The organism is Pseudomonas sp. ZL2 (assembly GCF_054788455.1).
Genome location: NZ_JBGOGX010000015.1, coordinates 46780 through 63717, shown reverse-complemented (window position 1 = coordinate 63717; position 16938 = coordinate 46780). Strand labels below are relative to the sequence as shown.

At 61.0% G+C, this 16938-nt stretch carries 14 protein-coding genes and 1 tRNA gene; 5 read left to right on the top strand and 10 right to left on the bottom strand.

Features of this window, described 5'->3' with window-relative positions; genetic code table 11:
- Positions 1 to 12: 12 nt before the first annotated feature.
- The 3 genes from ABM562_RS13125 to panB all read right to left on the bottom strand — a co-directional run bounded on the left by ABM562_RS13125 (position 13) and on the right by panB (position 3297).
- Positions 13 to 1695 (bottom strand): flavin monoamine oxidase family protein, encoded by a 1683-nt coding sequence (locus ABM562_RS13125; RefSeq protein WP_115085014.1) that lies wholly within the window; start codon positions 1693 to 1695, stop codon positions 13 to 15.
- A 229-nt stretch (positions 1696 to 1924) separates the two neighbouring features.
- Positions 1925 to 2386: an Lrp/AsnC family transcriptional regulator gene (locus ABM562_RS13120; RefSeq protein ID WP_115085015.1), complete on the bottom strand. Its 462-nt coding sequence runs from the start codon at positions 2384 to 2386 to the stop codon at positions 1925 to 1927.
- 92 nt (positions 2387 to 2478) lie between these two features.
- The gene (panB, locus tag ABM562_RS13115; protein WP_115085016.1) at positions 2479 to 3297 is read right to left on the bottom strand and encodes a 3-methyl-2-oxobutanoate hydroxymethyltransferase; all 819 of its coding nucleotides are present in this window, start codon (positions 3295 to 3297) and stop codon (positions 2479 to 2481) included.
- 94 nt (positions 3298 to 3391) lie between these two features.
- On the opposite strand from panB, the gene ABM562_RS13110 reads away from it, so the two are divergent.
- On the top strand, positions 3392 to 4186 hold the full coding sequence (locus ABM562_RS13110) for an AraC family transcriptional regulator (protein WP_346617707.1): 795 nt from the start codon (positions 3392 to 3394) through the stop codon (positions 4184 to 4186).
- Here ABM562_RS13110 and ABM562_RS13105 read toward each other — a convergent pair.
- The gene (locus tag ABM562_RS13105; protein ID WP_346617696.1) at positions 4173 to 4967 is read right to left on the bottom strand and encodes a lipopolysaccharide biosynthesis protein; all 795 of its coding nucleotides are present in this window, start codon (positions 4965 to 4967) and stop codon (positions 4173 to 4175) included. The genes ABM562_RS13110 and ABM562_RS13105 overlap by 14 nt on opposite strands.
- A 184-nt stretch (positions 4968 to 5151) precedes the next feature.
- Here ABM562_RS13105 and ABM562_RS13100 point away from each other — a divergent pair, with 184 nt between their 5' ends.
- On the top strand, positions 5152 to 5688 hold the full coding sequence (locus ABM562_RS13100) for a serine acetyltransferase (protein WP_460422298.1): 537 nt from the start codon (positions 5152 to 5154) through the stop codon (positions 5686 to 5688).
- Between the two features lie 44 nt (positions 5689 to 5732).
- Here the strand turns inward: ABM562_RS13100 and ABM562_RS13095 are convergent.
- The 5 genes from ABM562_RS13095 to rpsU all read right to left on the bottom strand — a co-directional run bounded on the left by ABM562_RS13095 (position 5733) and on the right by rpsU (position 14100).
- Positions 5733 to 5809: transfer RNA gene (locus ABM562_RS13095), tRNA-Ile, on the bottom strand.
- A gap of 13 nt (positions 5810 to 5822) precedes the next feature.
- On the bottom strand, positions 5823 to 9566 hold the full coding sequence (locus tag ABM562_RS13090; RefSeq protein ID WP_115085019.1) for an EAL domain-containing protein: 3744 nt from the start codon (positions 9564 to 9566) through the stop codon (positions 5823 to 5825).
- A gap of 128 nt (positions 9567 to 9694) precedes the next feature.
- Complete coding sequence (rpoD, locus tag ABM562_RS13085) at positions 9695 to 11542, bottom strand: RNA polymerase sigma factor RpoD (RefSeq protein WP_115085020.1); 1848 nt, start codon at positions 11540 to 11542, stop codon at positions 9695 to 9697.
- A gap of 67 nt (positions 11543 to 11609) precedes the next feature.
- On the bottom strand, positions 11610 to 13580 hold the full coding sequence (gene dnaG, locus ABM562_RS13080) for a DNA primase (protein WP_115085021.1): 1971 nt from the start codon (positions 13578 to 13580) through the stop codon (positions 11610 to 11612).
- A 304-nt stretch (positions 13581 to 13884) separates the two neighbouring features.
- Positions 13885 to 14100: a 30S ribosomal protein S21 gene (gene rpsU / locus ABM562_RS13075; protein ID WP_002551877.1), complete on the bottom strand. Its 216-nt coding sequence runs from the start codon at positions 14098 to 14100 to the stop codon at positions 13885 to 13887.
- Between the two features lie 201 nt (positions 14101 to 14301).
- On the opposite strand from rpsU, the gene tsaD reads away from it, so the two are divergent.
- Positions 14302 to 15327, top strand: a complete 1026-nt coding sequence (gene tsaD / locus ABM562_RS13070; RefSeq protein ID WP_115085022.1) for a tRNA (adenosine(37)-N6)-threonylcarbamoyltransferase complex transferase subunit TsaD — start codon at positions 14302 to 14304, stop codon at positions 15325 to 15327.
- A 26-nt stretch (positions 15328 to 15353) separates the two neighbouring features.
- Here the strand turns inward: tsaD and plsY are convergent, their stop codons facing one another.
- Positions 15354 to 15923, bottom strand: a complete 570-nt coding sequence (gene plsY, locus ABM562_RS13065) for a glycerol-3-phosphate 1-O-acyltransferase PlsY (protein WP_166675631.1) — start codon at positions 15921 to 15923, stop codon at positions 15354 to 15356.
- Between the two features lie 74 nt (positions 15924 to 15997).
- On the opposite strand from plsY, the gene folB reads away from it, so the two are divergent.
- Positions 15998 to 16351 carry a dihydroneopterin aldolase gene (gene folB / locus ABM562_RS13060; RefSeq protein ID WP_115085024.1) on the top strand — a complete coding sequence of 118 codons (354 nt, stop codon included), beginning with the start codon at positions 15998 to 16000 and terminating at the stop codon, positions 16349 to 16351.
- Positions 16342 to 16851 (top strand): 2-amino-4-hydroxy-6-hydroxymethyldihydropteridine diphosphokinase, encoded by a 510-nt coding sequence (gene folK, locus ABM562_RS13055; RefSeq protein ID WP_115085025.1) that lies wholly within the window; start codon positions 16342 to 16344, stop codon positions 16849 to 16851. Before folB ends, folK begins: the two co-directional genes overlap by 10 nt.
- Positions 16852 to 16938: the final 87 nt, after the last annotated feature.

Here is a 16938-nt window from a genome sequence, read left to right as displayed (position 1 = left end):
GCGATTCTCCCGTCAGTCGGCCAGGGCGATCGGTCCGATCTCATTGAACACATCGCCCGGGCCTGGGTTGTCCGGGTGGGTCTGCCCACCGAAGTGATTCATGATACCCCACACCGCATTGAGCGAAGTCTGCACCGCGCCTTCGACCCAGGCCGGGGTCCACGACACATCGTCACCGGCAATGAAGATGCCGCGCTGTTCGGTCGGCATGTCCTGCTGCATGAAGTGCGCGTACATGCGCTGGTTGTAGCGGTAATGGCCGGGCAGGGCGCCCTTGAAGGCGCCGAGGAAGTGCGGGTCGGCTTCCCACGACACGGTGATCGGGTCGCCGATGATGTGCCCGGCGATATCCACTTTCGGGTAGATCTTCTTCAGCGCATCGAGGGCCAGCTTGACGCGTTTTTCCACCGGGTGCGGGAGCATCTTCAGCGCATCGCTCATCCACGAGTAGGACAGGCAGATCACCCCCGGCTTGTCGTCGCCGTTGTCGAACAGGTAGGTACCGCGGGTCAGGCGGTCGGTCAGGGTCATGCTCATCAGGTCGCGGCCGGTTTCCGGGTCCTTGTCCTTCCAGAATGGCCGGTCGACCATGACGAAGGTCTTCGATGACTGCATGTAGCGGGTACGGTCCAGGGCCATCCACATCTTCTGCGAGAACAGCGATTCTTCGCACTCGATCTGGGTGGTCAGCAGCCAGCTTTGGCAGGTGGTCAGCACGGCGGCGTAATGACGGGTGTCGCCCCAGTTGTCGGTCACCGCCAGGCGCCCGTCGCTGTCGCGGGCAATGCTTTTCACCCCGGGGCGTGGTGCGCCGCGGTGCAGCGAGCTGAGGCTGGTGCCGGCCGGCCAGTGCGCGCAGCGCTCCGGCACATGGCGCCAGATGCCCAGCGGCACCTGCTCGACGCCACCGACCACCAGGTGCTGGTGATCGTCGCAGTTGGTCATTACCACGCGGAAGATTTCCAGCATCGAGTTGGGGAAGTCCGAGTCCCAGCCACCGGTGCCGAAACCGACCTGGCCGAATACTTCGCGGTGCAGGAAGCTGAGCTTGGCAAAAGCTTTGGAAGTAGCGACGAAGTCATAGAAGGTGCGGTCGTCCCACAACGGTACCAGGGTGTTCCACAGCTCTTTGAGGCGCGGCACATCACGGTCGCGGATAGCCTGCTGGATATCGCCGAAGCGGGCACCGTCCTCCAGGGCATCGGCCCAGGCATCGGCCACTTCCTGGAACAGCTTGGGCAGGTCGGAAAGTTTTTCCGCGTAGTGGGTCTGGCCTTCCAGGTCGACGACCGTACTGCCCGAGGCGGGGGTCAGCGGGTTGGGGAACGGCTTGGTCTCAAGGCCGAGCTTGTCGACGTAGTGATAGAACGCCGTGGACGACACCGGAAAGCGCATGCCGCCGAGTTCGGCGATGATCCCGTCGGTGCCTTCGAAGGCCTGCGAGCGCAGGCGCCCACCCATTTTCGAGGCTTCGTACACCACAGGCTTGAGGCCCAGCTTCATCAGCTCGTAGGCCGCTACCAGCCCGGCGATACCGGCGCCGACAATCGCAACCTCTTCGCCTTGGCGCTCGCTCGGAATGCTGCCCAGGCCGGCCGGATGCTCGATCCAGTCGTCAAAGGCGAACGGGAAATCCGGGCCGAAAATGGTGATGGGTTTCTTGCCGTCGGCGGGGTGGCGATTGTTCTTGTTCATACGTGACCTTGCCAGGCGCTGCGCGGGGTGCGGAGCTTGAGTATAGGAAAACACTGGCGGTCATTTTAGGGGGTGGGGGTTACGTAATTAAGATGCAGAGTGTCGTCGTTTGGTCATGTTTTTGGTCGATATGACGTATCTGTAATTCATATTGACTCCTTCAGGAGGGGGCTTGCCCCGCGATCAACCCTCATCGCGGGGCAAGCCCGCTCCTACACATAATGTGGCTTTAAACCGGCTGCCCGCGATCTACCTTGCTGCTGAGGATAATCGAGGTGGTGGTCTTCTCCACCCCATCAACGCTGCCGATCTGATCGAGCAACTGGTCCAGTTGCTCGGGCGAATCACTGCGCAGCCAGGCGACGTAATCGAATTCGCCGCTGACCGCGCACAATTGCTGCACCTGGCCCATGGCGCTCAGGCGCCGCACCACGTCCTTGCCCGAGCGCGGTTGCACCTTGATCCCCACATAGGCCTGCAAGCCGCCATCGATCAGCCGCTGACCCAGGCGCACGCCGTAGCCGCTGATGACTTTGGTCTTTTCCAGGCGGGCCAGGCGCGAAGTCACCGTGGTGCGCGCGATACCCAGTTGCCGGGCGAGCGTGGCGACGCTTTCACGGGCGTTGATCTGCAGCAGCGAGATCAGCTGGCGATCGATTTCGTCGAGGGCGACGGGGCGGCTGTCAGGCATGGGCACTCTCTGGCGAGAGCCGCTTTTCACGGCTCATGGAATAAGCGCGATAGCCTATCCATTGCCCTCACCCTTGAGCAAGGCGTCTGTGCTCAGCGCGACTTGAAGCAGTGCTCGGCCTGGGGAAAGCTGCCGTCGCGCACTTCCCGGGCATAGGCTGCCAGGGCTTGGGCAATCTGTGGCTGCAGGTCGGCGAAGCGTTTGACGAAGCGTGGCTGGTATTCACCGAACAAGCCCAGTAAATCCTCGGTGACCAGAACCTGGCCGTCACAGGCAGGTGAAGCGCCAATGCCAATGGTGGGGATTGCCAACTCCTCGCTCAGGCGACGGGCCAGGGGTTCGGCGATGCCTTCCAGTACCACCGAGAAAGCCCCGGCTGCCTGCATGGCGAGGGCGTCCTGGCGTACTTTGGCAGCACTCTGGTCATCCCGGCCCTGGGCCTTGAATCCGCCGAGGCTGTTGACCTGCTGCGGCATCAGTCCGACATGGGCCATTACCGGAATCCCACGGCGAGTGAGGAAGGCGACGGTCTCGGCCAGCTCTTCGCCGCCTTCAAGCTTGATGCCCTGGGCACCGGTTTCGCGCAGCAGTCGCGCACTAGTGAGGAAGGCTTGCTCGGGCGAGGCCTGATAACTGCCGAACGGCAGGTCGATGACCACGCAGGCGCGTTGCGACCCGCGCATCACCGCCTGGCCGTGGGCAATCATCATTTCCAGGGTGACCCCGAGGGTGCTGGGCATGCCATACAGGACCATGCCGACCGAGTCACCGACAATGATCACATCGGCCTCGGCATCCACCCAGCGCGCCATCGGCATGCTGTACGCAGTCAGAACTACCAGATTGCCAGCGCCTTTGCGCTGCTGGATGGCGGGCACGCTCAAACGGTTTTCACGCACATGGCTGCTCATCGGTCTCTCCTAGGGGTTGTTCAACTAAGCCGGGCGCAGGCTACCATCGGCCTTTGTCGGCTCACTTGAGCAAAGGAGACAGGCAATGCCGCCAATGAGACAAACCAGTGAAGTACCGTCGCTGCCGGACTTTCAGCAGCTGCCGGAACCGGTCTACCGGCGCATGTTTGCCATTCCGGCGGGCCATCGGGTGCAGATGCACAGCCACCCCTGGGTGCAGTTCACCTATGCCAGCGTCGGGATCATGGAGGTTTTGACCGAGCAGCACAGTTACCTGCTGCCGCCTCAATGCGCGTTGTGGATACCGGCGGGTGTCGAGCACACCGCCTATAGCGATCAGACCATCGAGTTTCGCGGGCTTTATCTGGACGAATCGCTGCTTAACGGTTACCAGCGGCCTTGTGGAGTGCTGCAGGTGACACCACTGGTGCGCGAGTTGATCGACAAGGCCAGCCGATTTGCGCCGAATTATCCGGCGCAAGGTGCCCAGGCGCGGCTGCTGCAGGTGCTGGTCGATGAACTGCGGGAGTTGCCTGAAGCGCCCTTTGGCCTGCCATTGCCCAGTGATCCGCGCTTGCGACGCATCACCGAAGCATTGCAGGCCAACCCAGGCGATAACCGTAGTATTGAAGACTGGGCGCAGCAGGTTGGGGCTTCGCGGCGCACACTTGTGCGGCTATTTCAGGCGCAGACACAGTTGTCGTTCAGAGAGTGGCGCCAACGGCTGCGCCTGCTCGCGGCCTTGCCCTTGTTGGCGCAAGGCATGAGTGTCACGGCGCTGGCCAACGAGTTGGGGTATGACTCGGTGTCGGCGTTTATTGCGCTGTTTCAGCGCTATTACGGTGAAACGCCGGGAGTTTATGGCGCCCGGCTGATCAGCCCGAGTTAACCAGTGCTCTTACTTCATCAAGTGATCTGTAGGGAATAACGGTTCGAGGAAGCCTGGAAGAGGGGGACAGGTTGAAAACCTCGAAGCCCTCTCCTACGACCGAGTCGGCCGCCAACTCAAAGGACGGAAGTATCCGCGAGTCAAAATGCTGGTCCAGGCCGCAGGGGGATCGCTTGGAAAGCGGGTCTTCGTAGAATCTGCCAGCGTTCTGGTTCAGGTCTACACCCACCATCATCACTTGGTTGAAGCCTGCGTGATAAGCGATTTGCAGTGCAACATAGGCCACTGTTCGGGCATCGAAAAAGCCGCGCTGCAGATTTTTACTGAACCCGAGTGGCTTTTTGCGGCTGCTTGGGTAGGGGCGATTGCGGATCAGTTCTGGGTCTGTGCGCAGCCAATCCCGGAACGTCGGCTTGGGTGCTTTGCGCAGGAAGAACAGTTCGCCTTCAGGGGTTACCCGAGTGGAGCGATAATGGTCTTCCCAAAGGGCTACGCGCTCGCTGCGCCGCATCGCTTCGGCGAACAACTGAGGCTGCTGATTGGAGAAGTCGCGATCGGTGCAGACATAAAAAAATGGCTTGATGGGCGTGTCGATGAACATGGAGATCGCGCCGTTCATCGTGATCATTGGTACATCGGCAAACTCCAGGAAGGGGAAGTCTTTTGCCGAACTGCCTGATGCAATCACGAAAACGGGGCCCGATGCGATGTTCCGACATGTATCGAAACTGCTGACGCTGAGGGGCACGTCAGAACTTAACCGTGCTTTTGAGGCGTCCACTGTACCAATCCTGAAACCGCATTGAAGATCATGCAGTTGAGAATAAATCCCACTTAATAAGTAGGTCATTTTCGTCGGATTGTTAACATTTGTAAAGATATGTGATGAAGTGTGGGGCTGTCAGCATCGTGCGGACGGGGTGTTCTATGTTGATGAGAGTTGGACTGTGACGCTTGAATGGCTGATGGAGTGTTGGCGACTCGAAGTCTCCAACAAGAAAAGGGTGGGCAGCCGCATAGGCCTGATGTCCAACGTTCTGCGGCGCTTGCGCAAGGACAACAAGCTCAGGTTTTTGTTTCGCTTTCGCCTCGCCCAATACCTGTATGGTAAAGGTGGTTTCTGGGCGGCACGTGCACGACGGATGCAGCAGAAATTGAATCTGAAGTACGCGGTGGATATCGACATAGGTGCGTCCATCGGCCCTGGACTGCGAATTGCGCACCTGCCTGGGGTAGTGATCACCAGCCACGCCCAAATAGGTCGAAATTTTTTTATCCGGCAGAACACGACTATCGGTATCAAGTCCCTGGGCCTTGACCACTATGACTTGAGGATTGGCGACAACGTCAGTGTTGGGGCAAACAGCTGCATCATCGCCGACAGGCTGAGCATAGGCGACAACGTGGTGATCGGGGCCATGTCACTGGTCAACAAGGATGTGCCAGCTAACTGCACCTTCTATAACAAGCGGCAGGCAGTCGTTCGCGCTTGCGAGTCGTAGCAGCCTGAAATGACAAAAACCGCGCAAAGGCGCGGTTTTTTGTTTGGTGGGCCCAGCAGGACTCGAACCTGCGACCAAGGGATTATGAGTCCCCTGCTCTAACCAACTGAGCTATAGGCCCCAGTGGACGCGGATTATAACGAGGGTTTCCAGGCTGTGCCATCCGAAAGATCTGAAAGAGCTATGCGAAGGAAAGTTGCGGCAAATTCCTCGGCCGGCAGCGGCAGGCTGACGATGTAGCCCTGGATCTGTTCGCAACCTTCGGCAGCGAGGAATTGTTGCTGGGCCTGGCTTTCCACCCCTTCGGCGATGATGGTCAGTTGCATGCTGCGGCCCAGGGCGATGATGGCGCGGGCAATCGCGGCATCGTGGGGGTCGTCGGGCAGGCCGCGGATGAACGACTGGTCGATCTTGAGGATGTCCAGCGGCAGGCGCTTGAGGTAGCTCAGTGACGAGTAACCGGTACCGAAGTCGTCGATCGCCAGTTGCACGCCCAGGTGCTTGAGCTGGTGGAGGATGGCCAGGGCTTCCTCGGCCTGGCTCATGATGAAGTTTTCGGTGATCTCCAGCTGCAGGTCGCCGGCCTTGAGCTGGTGGGTCTTGAGCAGCTGTTCGATACGTTTGACCAGGCTTGGTTGGCGCAGCTGGGCGCCGGCAAGATTGACCGATAGCGGCCCGAATGCCTGGTAGTTGTGCTTCCAGTCCTGCATTTGTCGGCAGGCCTGTTCCAGCACCCAGTCGCCCAGTTGCAGGATCATGCCGTTTTCTTCGGCCAGTGGGATGAAATGTTCCGGTGGTACGTCACCAAAGGTCGGGTGGGACCAGCGGATCAGCGCTTCGGCGCCCACCAGGCTCTGGGTTTTCAGGCTGAACTTGGGTTGGTAGCACAGGCTCAGCTCATTGCGTTCGATGGCCCGGCGCAGTTCGTGCTCCAGGGCGACGCGTTCGCTGGCTTGGGCGGTGAGATCGCGGGTGTAGGACTCGACTCGGTTGCGGCCCTTGGCCTTGGAACGGTACATGGCGGCGTCGGCGTTGCGGATCAACGAGGCGACGTCGGTGCCGTCCTGTGGATAAAGGCTGGTGCCGATGCTGGCGCTGGTGAAGAACTCGTGTTCGCCAGCCTGGAACGGTGCGCTGAAACAGGCCAGCAGCTTGTGTGCGATATGTTCGGCATCGCTGGGCTGGTGCAGGCCGGGCAGCAGGATGATGAACTCGTCCCCACCCAGGCGCGCCACGGTGTCGATATCACGCACCTGTTCCTTGAGCCGTTGAGCAATGCCTTTGAGCAGCAGGTCGCCGACCGGGTGGCCGAGGCTGTCGTTGATGTGCTTGAAACGATCCAGGTCGAGAAACAGCACTGCGCCCTGGCGCTTTGACGCCTGGGTGCAATTGAGCGCGGCCTGCAGGCGGCTTTCGAACAGGGTGCGGTTGGGCAGCCCGGTGAGCGGGTCGTGATGGGCCTGGTAATCGAGCTTGGCCTGGGCATGCTTGAGGCTGGAAATGTCAGCGAACACCGCAACAAAGTGGGTGATGACCCGCTCGGTGTTGCGCACGGCGCTGATGGTCAGCCAGCTGGGGTAGATCTCGCCATTCTTGCGCCGGTTATGGATTTCACCCTGCCAATGACCTTCGGCAGTCAATTGGTGCCACATGGCCACATAGAAGGCGCTGTCGTGCTGACCCGAAGCCAGCAGGCGAGGGGTCTGGCCCAGAGTCTCGAACTCGCTGTAACCGGTGATCTCGCTAAAGGCGCGGTTGACCGCGCTGATGCGCTGGTCGGTATCGGTGATCAATACCCCCTCGGCGGTGTTTTCGAACACCGTGGCGGCCAGTTGCAGTTTTTCCTGCATGAGGTGGCGCTCGGTGATGTCGCGGGCAATGGTCAGCATGCAATCGACACCGGCGATTGGCAGCGGTCGGGCGGAAAGCTCGCACAAGCGAATCTGGCCATCGCTGCGGCGGATATGGCAACTGAAGTCGCGCACGAAACCATCGCGCTGAAGCATCTCCAGCAAGCGGCGACGCTCGTTGAGATCGACCCAGATGCCCAGGTCCAGCGAAGTGTGGTCCAGCGACATTTGGGTGTCGTAACCGGTCAGGCGGCAGAAACCTTCGTTCACCTCGATCAGCAGCCCGTCGCTCTGGCGCGACAGCAGCAGGCCGTCGGGGGAGGCGTGGAAGGCTTTGGCGAACTTCTCTTCGGAGGTTTGCAACTGCTCCTGGGTTTCTTTCAGTTGGCTGATGTCGCGTACCGCGACCACCAGCGCCGGCGTGCTGTCGAGCTGAAAGGTTTCGGCGGAGGTCAGCCCGGTGAACACCTGGCCGTTGCTGCGGCGAAAGAGCATTTCCAGGTTGCGGATACTGCCTGCCTGCAAGCGCTTGAGCAGGTCAGGGCCGACGCCGTCGATGCCCCAGATACTCAGTTCGGTCGCGGTGCGGCCCAGAACCTGCGCCGGGCTTAGGCCGATCTGCTCTTCGAAGGCTTCGTTTACTTCCAGCAGGCAGCCATCGCTCAGGCGGGCGATGACCAGGATGTCCGGGCATTGCTGAAACACCGAGGCGAACTTCTGTTCGGACAGGCGCAGGGCCTCTTCGGCGTTCTTGGTTTCGCTGATATCGATCATCAGCCCGCGCATCAACGGTTTATGCCCGTGTTCGATCAGGCTGACGATATCGCGTACCCACAGGCTGCGTCCGTCGGCGCGGATTACCCGGTAATCGAGGCTGTGATCGCGCCCAGCGGCGGTTTCGCTGTCGCAGAAGGCCTGGGCCCACAGCGCGTCGTCGGGGTGAATGATGCTGCGCCAGAAGCCCGGGCGCAGCCACTGGCTCAAAGGGTAGCCGAGCAGGTCTTCGGCATGGGGCGAAACGTAGCTGTAGGTAAAGTCGTTTGCATCGGCTTCCCAGGCAATTGCCGAGAGGCTTTCGACCAGGCCGCGGTAATGGTACTCGCTGCTGCGCAGCTCCTGTTCCAGGGCAATGCGCCGGGAGATTTCCGAACTCAGGCGCCGGTTCACGCGCATCACCGCGGCCAGAATCGCCACCATCAACAGCAAGGCGGGAAGACCGTAGATCAGCAGGTCGTACCACAGCGTGCGGTGATCGAGCACCTTGCCAACCCAGCGCTCCTGAATATTGCTGACCTCATTGGGGGTCATGTCGGCCATGACCTTGTCGAGGATCCCGACGAGGATTTTCTGCTCCCGGGGCACCGCCATGGCCAGCTGATAGCGGTAAGGGGTTTCGCCACTCACGTACAGGCCCTCGAGCTTGAGCTGGCGCAGGCTCCAGATGCTCGAGGCGAGGTCACCAACCACTGCATCCACCTCGTCGGTGGCCAGGGCCTGCAGCGCCGAGCTGACGTTGGGCAGGGCCACCAGGTTGAGATCCGGGTGATGGGTGCGCAACAGCTCATGGGGCGCGTAGTTCTCCACCACGGCGATTTTCAGCCCGTACAGGTCCTTGATGGTGCGCGGTTGCGGCCCGCCGTCATGGGCGAGGATGACGATCGGGAAATCCAGGTACGGGCGGGTGAAGGCCAGGTAACTCTGGCGCTCGGGGGTCGACATGATGCCGGGCAGCAAGTCGAGTTTGTTCTTGCGTGCCTGCTCGAGTACAGCGGTCCAGCTGATCGGTTCGATCGGCTTGAACTGCACCCCCAGGCGTTCCTGGATTAAGGCAATGTAGTCGGCGGCCAATCCCTGGTAGCGACCGTCCTGGTCCCGGTATTCGAAAGGTGGCCAGGATGCATCGACGCCCAGACGCAGCTGCGGATGCGCGCTGAGCCAGGCTTGTTCTTCTTCAGTCAGGGTCAGGGCGCCGGCCGTTGCACTCCAGATGAGCAGGAGAGCCAACAGAAGTGCCGGCATTGGGGGCATAGCGGCCTCGTCACACAGGTGGATTGATTCGAGTGTAGACGGGCATTCAAGCGGCGGGGTAGTGGGCAAAGGCTTAAAAGCGCCGTTCGCCGGAAAAGAAAAACCCCGGCCTGGGCCGGGGTTTGTCATCACTCGTCGAGGAAGGAGCGCAGATGCTCGCTTCGCGTCGGATGGCGCAGCTTGCGCAGCGCCTTGGCTTCAATCTGACGGATCCGTTCACGGGTCACGTCGAACTGTTTGCCGACCTCTTCGAGGGTGTGATCGGTGTTCATGTCGATACCGAAACGCATGCGCAGCACCTTGGCTTCGCGAGCGGTCAGACCGGAGAGCACGTCACGGGTCGCTTCCTTGAGGCTTTCGACCGTGGCCACATCGATTGGCGACTGCATGGTCGAGTCCTCGATGAAGTCACCCAGGTGCGAATCTTCGTCGTCACCGATCGGGGTTTCCATGGAGATCGGCTCTTTGGCGATCTTCAATACCTTGCGGATCTTGTCCTCAGGCATTTCCATGCGTTCACCCAGCTCTTCCGGGGTCGGTTCGCGACCCATTTCCTGCAACATCTGCCGGGAAATGCGGTTGAGCTTGTTGATCGTCTCGATCATGTGCACCGGAATACGGATGGTGCGGGCCTGGTCAGCGATCGAACGGGTGATCGCCTGGCGAATCCACCAGGTGGCATAGGTCGAGAACTTGTAACCACGACGGTATTCGAACTTGTCCACCGCCTTCATCAGGCCGATGTTGCCTTCCTGGATCAGGTCGAGGAATTGCAGGCCGCGGTTGGTGTACTTCTTGGCGATCGAGATAACCAGACGCAGGTTGGCCTCGACCATTTCCTTCTTGGCACGACGAGCCTTGGCTTCACCGATCGACATGCGACGGTTGATGTCCTTGATCTCGGCGATGGTCAGGCCGGTTTCGTTTTCGAGGTCGATCAGCTTCTGCTGGCAAGCAACGATAGCGTCGTTCTTCTCGCCCAGCGCTGCAGCCCACTTGGTGCTGCGCTTGGAAAGATCGCCGCTCCAGGTCTGGTCGGTTTCGTTGCTCGGGAACAGGCGCAGGAAGTCGGCGCGTGGCATGCGTGCGTCACGGACGCACAGCTGCATGATGGCGCGTTCTTGCTGACGCAGGCGATCCAGGGCACTGCGAACGCGCTCAACCAGGGCTTCGAACTGCTTGGGCACCAGCTTGATCGGCATGAACAGCTCAGCCAGGTCGAGCATCGCCTTGATGCTGTCCTTGTGGCTGCGGCCGTTCTTCTTCAGTACCTTGAGGGTAGCGTTCAGTTGTTCCTGAACGGCACCAAAGCGCTGCTGTGCAATGACCGGGTCGGGACCGCTTTCGGTCTCTTCCTCTTCCTCGTCACCTTCCTTCTCTTCGTCTTCGTCGTCAGCTTCGGCCTTGGCCGGTGCTTTCGGGTCGACTGGCGGCGGCACTTCGGCTGGCGGCGCAATGCCGTCGTCCGGGTCGATGTAGCCGCTGAGAACGTCGGACAGGCGGCCACCTTCGGTGGTGACGCGATCGTACTCGGAGAGGATGTGATCGACAGTACCCGGGAAGTGGGCGATAGCACCCATGACTTCACGGATACCTTCTTCGATCCGCTTGGCGATTTCGATTTCGCCTTCGCGGGTCAGAAGCTCGACGGTACCCATTTCACGCATGTACATGCGCACCGGGTCAGTCGTGCGACCAATATCGGTTTCCACAGCCGCCAACGCTGCGGCGGCTTCTTCAGCTGCGGCTTCGTCGGTGTCGGCTTCGGCCAACAAAAGGGCATCCGCATCCGGAGCACTCTCGAATACGTTGATCCCCATGTCGTTGATCATGCGGATGATGTCTTCCACCTGCTCCGGATCTGAAATATCCTCTGGCAGGTGGTCGTTGACCTCCGCGTAAGTCAGGTAGCCCTGCTCACGACCGCGGGTGATCAACTCTTTGATGCGAGACTGCTGTTGCGCTTTTCCGGACATAACACCCTATCCACTGAAGGTCTTGGCGGGCAAAAAACAAGCCGAGGATTATACCCGAGCTAGGACCTCACGCGCCAGTTGAGGTCGGGGTTTGTGCGGGAACATTCCGGCTTAACAGGTCACGCAGCTGATTTTTTTCCTCTGCGCTCAAGTCACTTTGACGTGCTTTCCTGAGCAGATGTTCCAGGCTGCGCTCGCGTTGGCGAGCGGACAAGCTAGTTATAGTGTCGAAAAACTGTTGTTCAAGGTTGTCGGCATCGATCAGCCATTCCTTCTCTGCCAAAGCCCTGAGCAGGCGGCCTTGTTCGGTGCCGTGCCAGCGGGCGATCAACTGTAGTGAGCGTAGTTCAGGATTTTTCTGCAGCGCCTCCAGCAGGGCCACCAGCAGCTGGGCGTAGACGTGTTCTTCGGCCGCCAATTGGCTGGCATCCTCGACCTTTTTCGCCAGCTGCGGGTGATGCAGCAGGGTGCGCAGGGCGCTCAAGGTCGGCGGTTCTACCGAGGTCGGTACCCGTGGCGGCGGATCCTGGCGCTGGCCATTGCGCTCCCAGGGTTTGCCCTTCTTGTCCCAGGGCTTGCCGTCCCATTTTTTCTTGCCGCCCTTGTTCGGCGTCCACTGCTGTTGCGCTGGCGCGTACTCGGGCTGATGAAAATCGCCGTAATCCGGCGTGTAGTCGGGAATGGCGTCGTAATCGATGCCCGGGTCGTAACTGGGTGGTGCTTCTGCCGGCGCACTGTGCGCCAGTTGTTCGACCTGCTGGTTGTCCAGCCCGGTGATTTCCTTGAGGCGATTGCGCATCAGTGCACGCAGGTTGGCCCCGGGCACTTTTTCGATCAACGGTGCAGCGAGGGTGGCCATGTGCGCCTTGCCCTCGAGCGAGCGCGGGTCGGCTTCCTCGGTCAACTGCTGGAAAAAGTAATCGGCCAGCGGCTGTGCATGCTGGTTTATGCGGGCGCGGAAGGCGTCAGTGCCTTCCGCGCGTACCAGGGTGTCCGGGTCTTCGCCTTCGGGTAAAAACAGAAAACGCGCCTTGCGTCCATCCTGCAGGCTCGAAAGCGTTGCTTCCAGGGCGCGCCAGGCAGCATTACGGCCGGCCTGGTCGCCGTCGAAACAGAACAGCACGTTCGGCACCACGCGAAACAGGCGCTTGAGGTGTTCTTCGCTGGTGGCCGTGCCCAGGGTGGCCACCGCATTGCGCAAGCCTTGCTGCGCGAGGGCGATGACGTCCATGTAGCCTTCGACCACGATGATCTCATCGAGGTTGCGGTTGAACTTGCGCGCCTCGTAAAGCCCGTACAGCTCCTGGCCCTTGTGGAACACCGGGGTTTCCGGGGAGTTCAGGTACTTGGGCTTGTCGTCGCCCAGCACCCGGCCGCCGAAGGCAATGACCCGGCCACGGCTGTCGCGGATCGGGAACATCACCCGGTCACGGAAGCGGTCGTAGCGCTTGCCGGACTCGGCGTTCTCGACCAGCAGGCCGGCATCGATCATGGCCTTTTGCTGCAAGGTATCGCTGCTCAGGTGCTTGAACAGGTTGTCCCAGCCTGGCGGAGCAAAGCCCAAGCCGAAATCGCGGGCGATCTCACCGGACAGGCCGCGGCCCTTGAGGTAGTCGACGGCCGATTTGCGTGTCGGGTGGCTGCGCAGCGCCTGGCGATAAAAGTCGGCGGCGGCTTCAAGCAGCGGGTACAGGGGTGAATCGACCGGTTGCCGGGGTTTGTGGCTGCGCCCGCTTTCTTCGCGGGGGACCTCCATGCCGGCGGCCTTGGCCAGTTCCTCGACAGCCTGGGGGAAATCCAGGTTGTCGTGGTCCATGATAAAGCCAAGGGCGTTGCCGCCCGCGCCGCAGCCAAAGCAGTAATAGAACTGTTTGTCGGGGCTGACGCTGAAGGACGGGGTTTTTTCCTTGTGGAACGGGCAGCAGGCCGTGAGGTTCTTGCCAGCTTTTTTCAGCTGCACACGCGAACTCACCACATCGACGATGTCGGTACGGTTAAGCAGGTCGTCGATAAAACTCTGGGGAATCAGCCCGGCCATGGCACTCTCATCATCAGGCGATAAGCAAGTGTAATCGCTAATGCGGCGGGAACGGCTGCGCGTTCGAGCGATGTCGAATGGCGTAACACAAAATACGGAAAGACGTGCTCGTCTGCAGCCGGTGAAGGCTCGTCAGGAAGGACGTGCACAGCTGGCGTTGAGGCCAGTTCTGACGATTCAGGCAGGTTGTCCATGCTGCAGGGCAGCAGGACGCCTTGGGCCCGAAGGCCAAAGGATCAAGCAACGACTGCCGGCAGCCCGGCTTTGGGCCGGGCGAGGCAGAAGCTTGCGACGGACGACTGTATTAGTACAGGCGAACGGCGCGGCGCTGTTCGCGCTGAACTTTCTTGGCGTGACGTTTAACAGCGGCTGCTGCTTTGCGCTTACGCTCAGAAGTCGGCTTCTCGTAAAATTCGCGGCTACGAACTTCAGCCAGAACACCGGCTTTTTCGCAGGAGCGCTTGAAACGACGCAGAGCTACGTCGAAGGGTTCATTCTCTTTAACTTTGACGGCTGGCATCCAGAGCTACCTTCATTCATTACCGGGGTCAACGAACTCGTGGCAAAAATGTGCGCTGGAGAACGTCGGTTTTTAAGGGTTGCGGATGTTAACCCTTAGCCGACCGGAATGCAAAGCCTCTGATCGAAAACCGCTGGTCGGCGTCGGGAGCGGGGACTATCATGCGCGCCTTCGAATTCAGCCTCAACAAGGCACGGACCCATGCTAGTACTGGGATTGGAAACATCCTGCGACGAAACCGGCGTCGCATTATACGACAGTGAGCGCGGCCTTTTGGCCGATGCATTGTTCAGTCAGATCGACCTGCACCGCGTTTATGGCGGGGTAGTGCCGGAGCTGGCCTCGCGTGATCACGTCAAGCGCATGCTGCCGTTGATCCGCCAGGTGCTGGCCGAAGCCGACTGCGTCGCCACCGAGATCGATGCCATCGCCTATACCGCAGGCCCTGGCCTGGTCGGCGCTCTGCTGGTGGGCGCTTCCTGTGCCCAGGCCCTGGCTTTTGCCTGGGGCATTCCGGCATTGGGCGTACACCACATGGAAGGCCATCTGCTCGCGCCGATGCTCGAAGAGCAGCCGCCGGAGTTCCCGTTCGTCGCCTTGCTAGTGTCGGGCGGGCATACCCAGTTGGTGCGGGTCGATGGTATCGGCCGTTACGAACTGCTCGGCGAGACCCTCGATGACGCCGCTGGCGAAGCTTTCGACAAGACCGCCAAGCTGATGGGCCTGAACTACCCGGGTGGCCCGGAGATCGCCCGCCTGGCGACCCAGGGCGTGCCTGGGCGCTTCGTGTTCCCGCGGCCGATGACCGATCGCCCCGGTCTTGATTTCAGCTTCAGTGGTTTGAAAACCTTCGCCCTCAACACCTGGCAGCGCTGCCAGAGTGCTGGAGACGACGGCGAACAAACTCGTTGCGACGTGTCGCTGGCCTTCCAGCAGGCGGTGGTGGAGACTTTGACCATCAAGTGCAAGCGTGCGCTGAAGCAGACCGGCCTCAAGCGCCTGGTGATCGCTGGCGGCGTCAGTGCCAACAAGGCTTTGCGCGCTTCGCTGGAAGACATGCTGGCCGGCATCAAGGGCAATGTGTACTACGCCCGGCCGCAGTTTTGCACCGATAACGGCGCAATGATTGCCTATGCCGGCTGCCAGCGTCTGGCTGCCGGGCAGCAGGAAAGCCTGGCGATCAGCGTGCAGGCCCGCTGGCCGATGGAGCAGCTGGCGCCGCTGTGAAGCTGAGCGTTGCTCATGCAGTGGATTCAGAAATGCCGTTCGCGTCCGGCGAAAAGGTCGCGTAGATTGCCGCGGTGGCGCCAGACGATCAGCACTGTCAGCACGCTGATCGGCAAAAGCGCTTCCGGTTCGCGCCAGGCTAGTAACGGCAAGGTCAGGGGCGTTGCCACCAGGGCCGCCAGCGAGCTGGTGCGGGTCAGGAGGAAGGTCAGCAGCCACGCGCTGATGGCCAGCAAGGCGGCTGGCGGGTAGAGCCCCAGCAGCATGCCGGCAGCGGTGGCGACGCCTTTGCCGCCGCGAAAGCGGAAGTACACCGGGAACAGATGGCCAATCACCGCGCACACGCCGATCCAGGCCTGTTGTTGCAGGTCGAGGCCAGCAAGATTGGCGATCAGCACGGGCACCAGGCCCTTGCACAAGTCGCCAAGCAGGGTCAGGACCGCCAGTTTGCGGCCGGCCAGGCGTAGCATGTTGGTTGCACCGGCATTGCCTGAACCGCTCATGCGCGGGTCCGGGCTGCCATTGAGGCGGCTGAGGACGATGGCAAAGGACAGAGAGCCGAGCAGGTAGGCGCACAGCGCCAGTAACCAAAACATGCTAACCATTCCGGGCGAGGACGCCCTGATTCTAACGGCGCAACGCGCCCTTGTCGTGCTGTGGAGAGAAGTGCTTGGACAGAGTGTTCATCGAGGGGCTGGAAGTCGATACCGTGATCGGCGCCTATGACTGGGAGCGCGGAATTCGCCAGTGCCTGCGTCTGGACCTGAGTTTTGCCTGGGACAATCGCCCCGCAGCAGCCGGTGACGACCTGACCAAAGCCCTGGACTACGCCAGCGTCTCGGCGCGCATCCAGGCATTTGCCGAGCAGTCCGAATTCCAGTTGGTAGAGACCTTCGCCGAGCGTCTGGCGGCGGTGCTGATGAGCGAGTTCCAGATCCCCTGGTTACGCCTGAAGCTGACCAAGCCAGGCGCGGTACCTGCCGCCAGTGGGGTGGGCGTGGAGATCGAGCGCGGATGTCTCTGAACAGGGTTTACCTCGGGCTGGGCAGTAATATCGAGCGCGAACGGCATCTGACTGCCGGGCTCGACGCCTTGGCCGGGATGCTTGCGGGCATGCGTTGCTCGGCAGTGTTCGAGAGTCAGGCGGTGGGGATCAAGAGCGGACCGTTCTTCAATCTGGTGGTCACCGGCCTGACCGAGCTGCCACTGATGGAGCTGGACCGCCGGCTCAAGTTCATCGAGGCCGACAATGGCCGCTATGCCCCCGAGCGCAAGGGCCTGCCGCTGGATATCGATGTGCTGATGTACAACGACCTGCATGGCAGCTTTGACGGGCTGGTGTTGCCGCGGGCGGAGATCCTCAGGAACGCATTTGTGTTGTGGCCGCTGGCGTTGATTGCGCCTGAGCTGATGCATCCGGGCGCCGGGAAAACCATGGGCCAGCTGTGGGTCGAGGCGCAGATCGAGCAAGTGCTCGCGCCGGTGCCCTTCGAGTGGCGTGGGCAGCAGCTAACCAGGTTTTGACCCCATCGCTGGCAAGCCAGCTCCCACAAGGTCCAGTGTAGGCAGGCCCTGTGGGAGCTGGCTTGCCAGCGATGAAGGCGACACGCA

What these genes read in the sequence shown, in the direction of transcription:
- tsaD (WP_115085022.1), top strand. Translation starts at nt 14,302, where the DNA reads ATGCTAGTACTGGGATTGGAAACATCCTGCGACGAAACCGGCGTCGCA.
- rpsU (WP_002551877.1), bottom strand. Translation starts at nt 14,100, where the DNA reads ATGCCAGCCGTCAAAGTTAAAGAGAATGAACCCTTCGACGTAGCTCTG.
- rpoD (WP_115085020.1), bottom strand. Translation starts at nt 11,542, where the DNA reads ATGTCCGGAAAAGCGCAACAGCAGTCTCGCATCAAAGAGTTGATCACC.
- plsY (WP_166675631.1), bottom strand. Translation starts at nt 15,923, where the DNA reads ATGTTTTGGTTACTGGCGCTGTGCGCCTACCTGCTCGGCTCTCTGTCC.
- panB (WP_115085016.1), bottom strand. Translation starts at nt 3,297, where the DNA reads ATGAGCAGCCATGTGCGTGAAAACCGTTTGAGCGTGCCCGCCATCCAG.
- dnaG (WP_115085021.1), bottom strand. Translation starts at nt 13,580, where the DNA reads ATGGCCGGGCTGATTCCCCAGAGTTTTATCGACGACCTGCTTAACCGT.
- ABM562_RS13100 (WP_460422298.1), top strand. Translation starts at nt 5,152, where the DNA reads ATGGAGTGTTGGCGACTCGAAGTCTCCAACAAGAAAAGGGTGGGCAGC.
- folK (WP_115085025.1), top strand. Translation starts at nt 16,342, where the DNA reads ATGTCTCTGAACAGGGTTTACCTCGGGCTGGGCAGTAATATCGAGCGC.
- ABM562_RS13110 (WP_346617707.1), top strand. Translation starts at nt 3,392, where the DNA reads ATGAGACAAACCAGTGAAGTACCGTCGCTGCCGGACTTTCAGCAGCTG.
- ABM562_RS13090 (WP_115085019.1), bottom strand. Translation starts at nt 9,566, where the DNA reads ATGCCCCCAATGCCGGCACTTCTGTTGGCTCTCCTGCTCATCTGGAGT.
- ABM562_RS13120 (WP_115085015.1), bottom strand. Translation starts at nt 2,386, where the DNA reads ATGCCTGACAGCCGCCCCGTCGCCCTCGACGAAATCGATCGCCAGCTG.
- ABM562_RS13125 (WP_115085014.1), bottom strand. Translation starts at nt 1,695, where the DNA reads ATGAACAAGAACAATCGCCACCCCGCCGACGGCAAGAAACCCATCACC.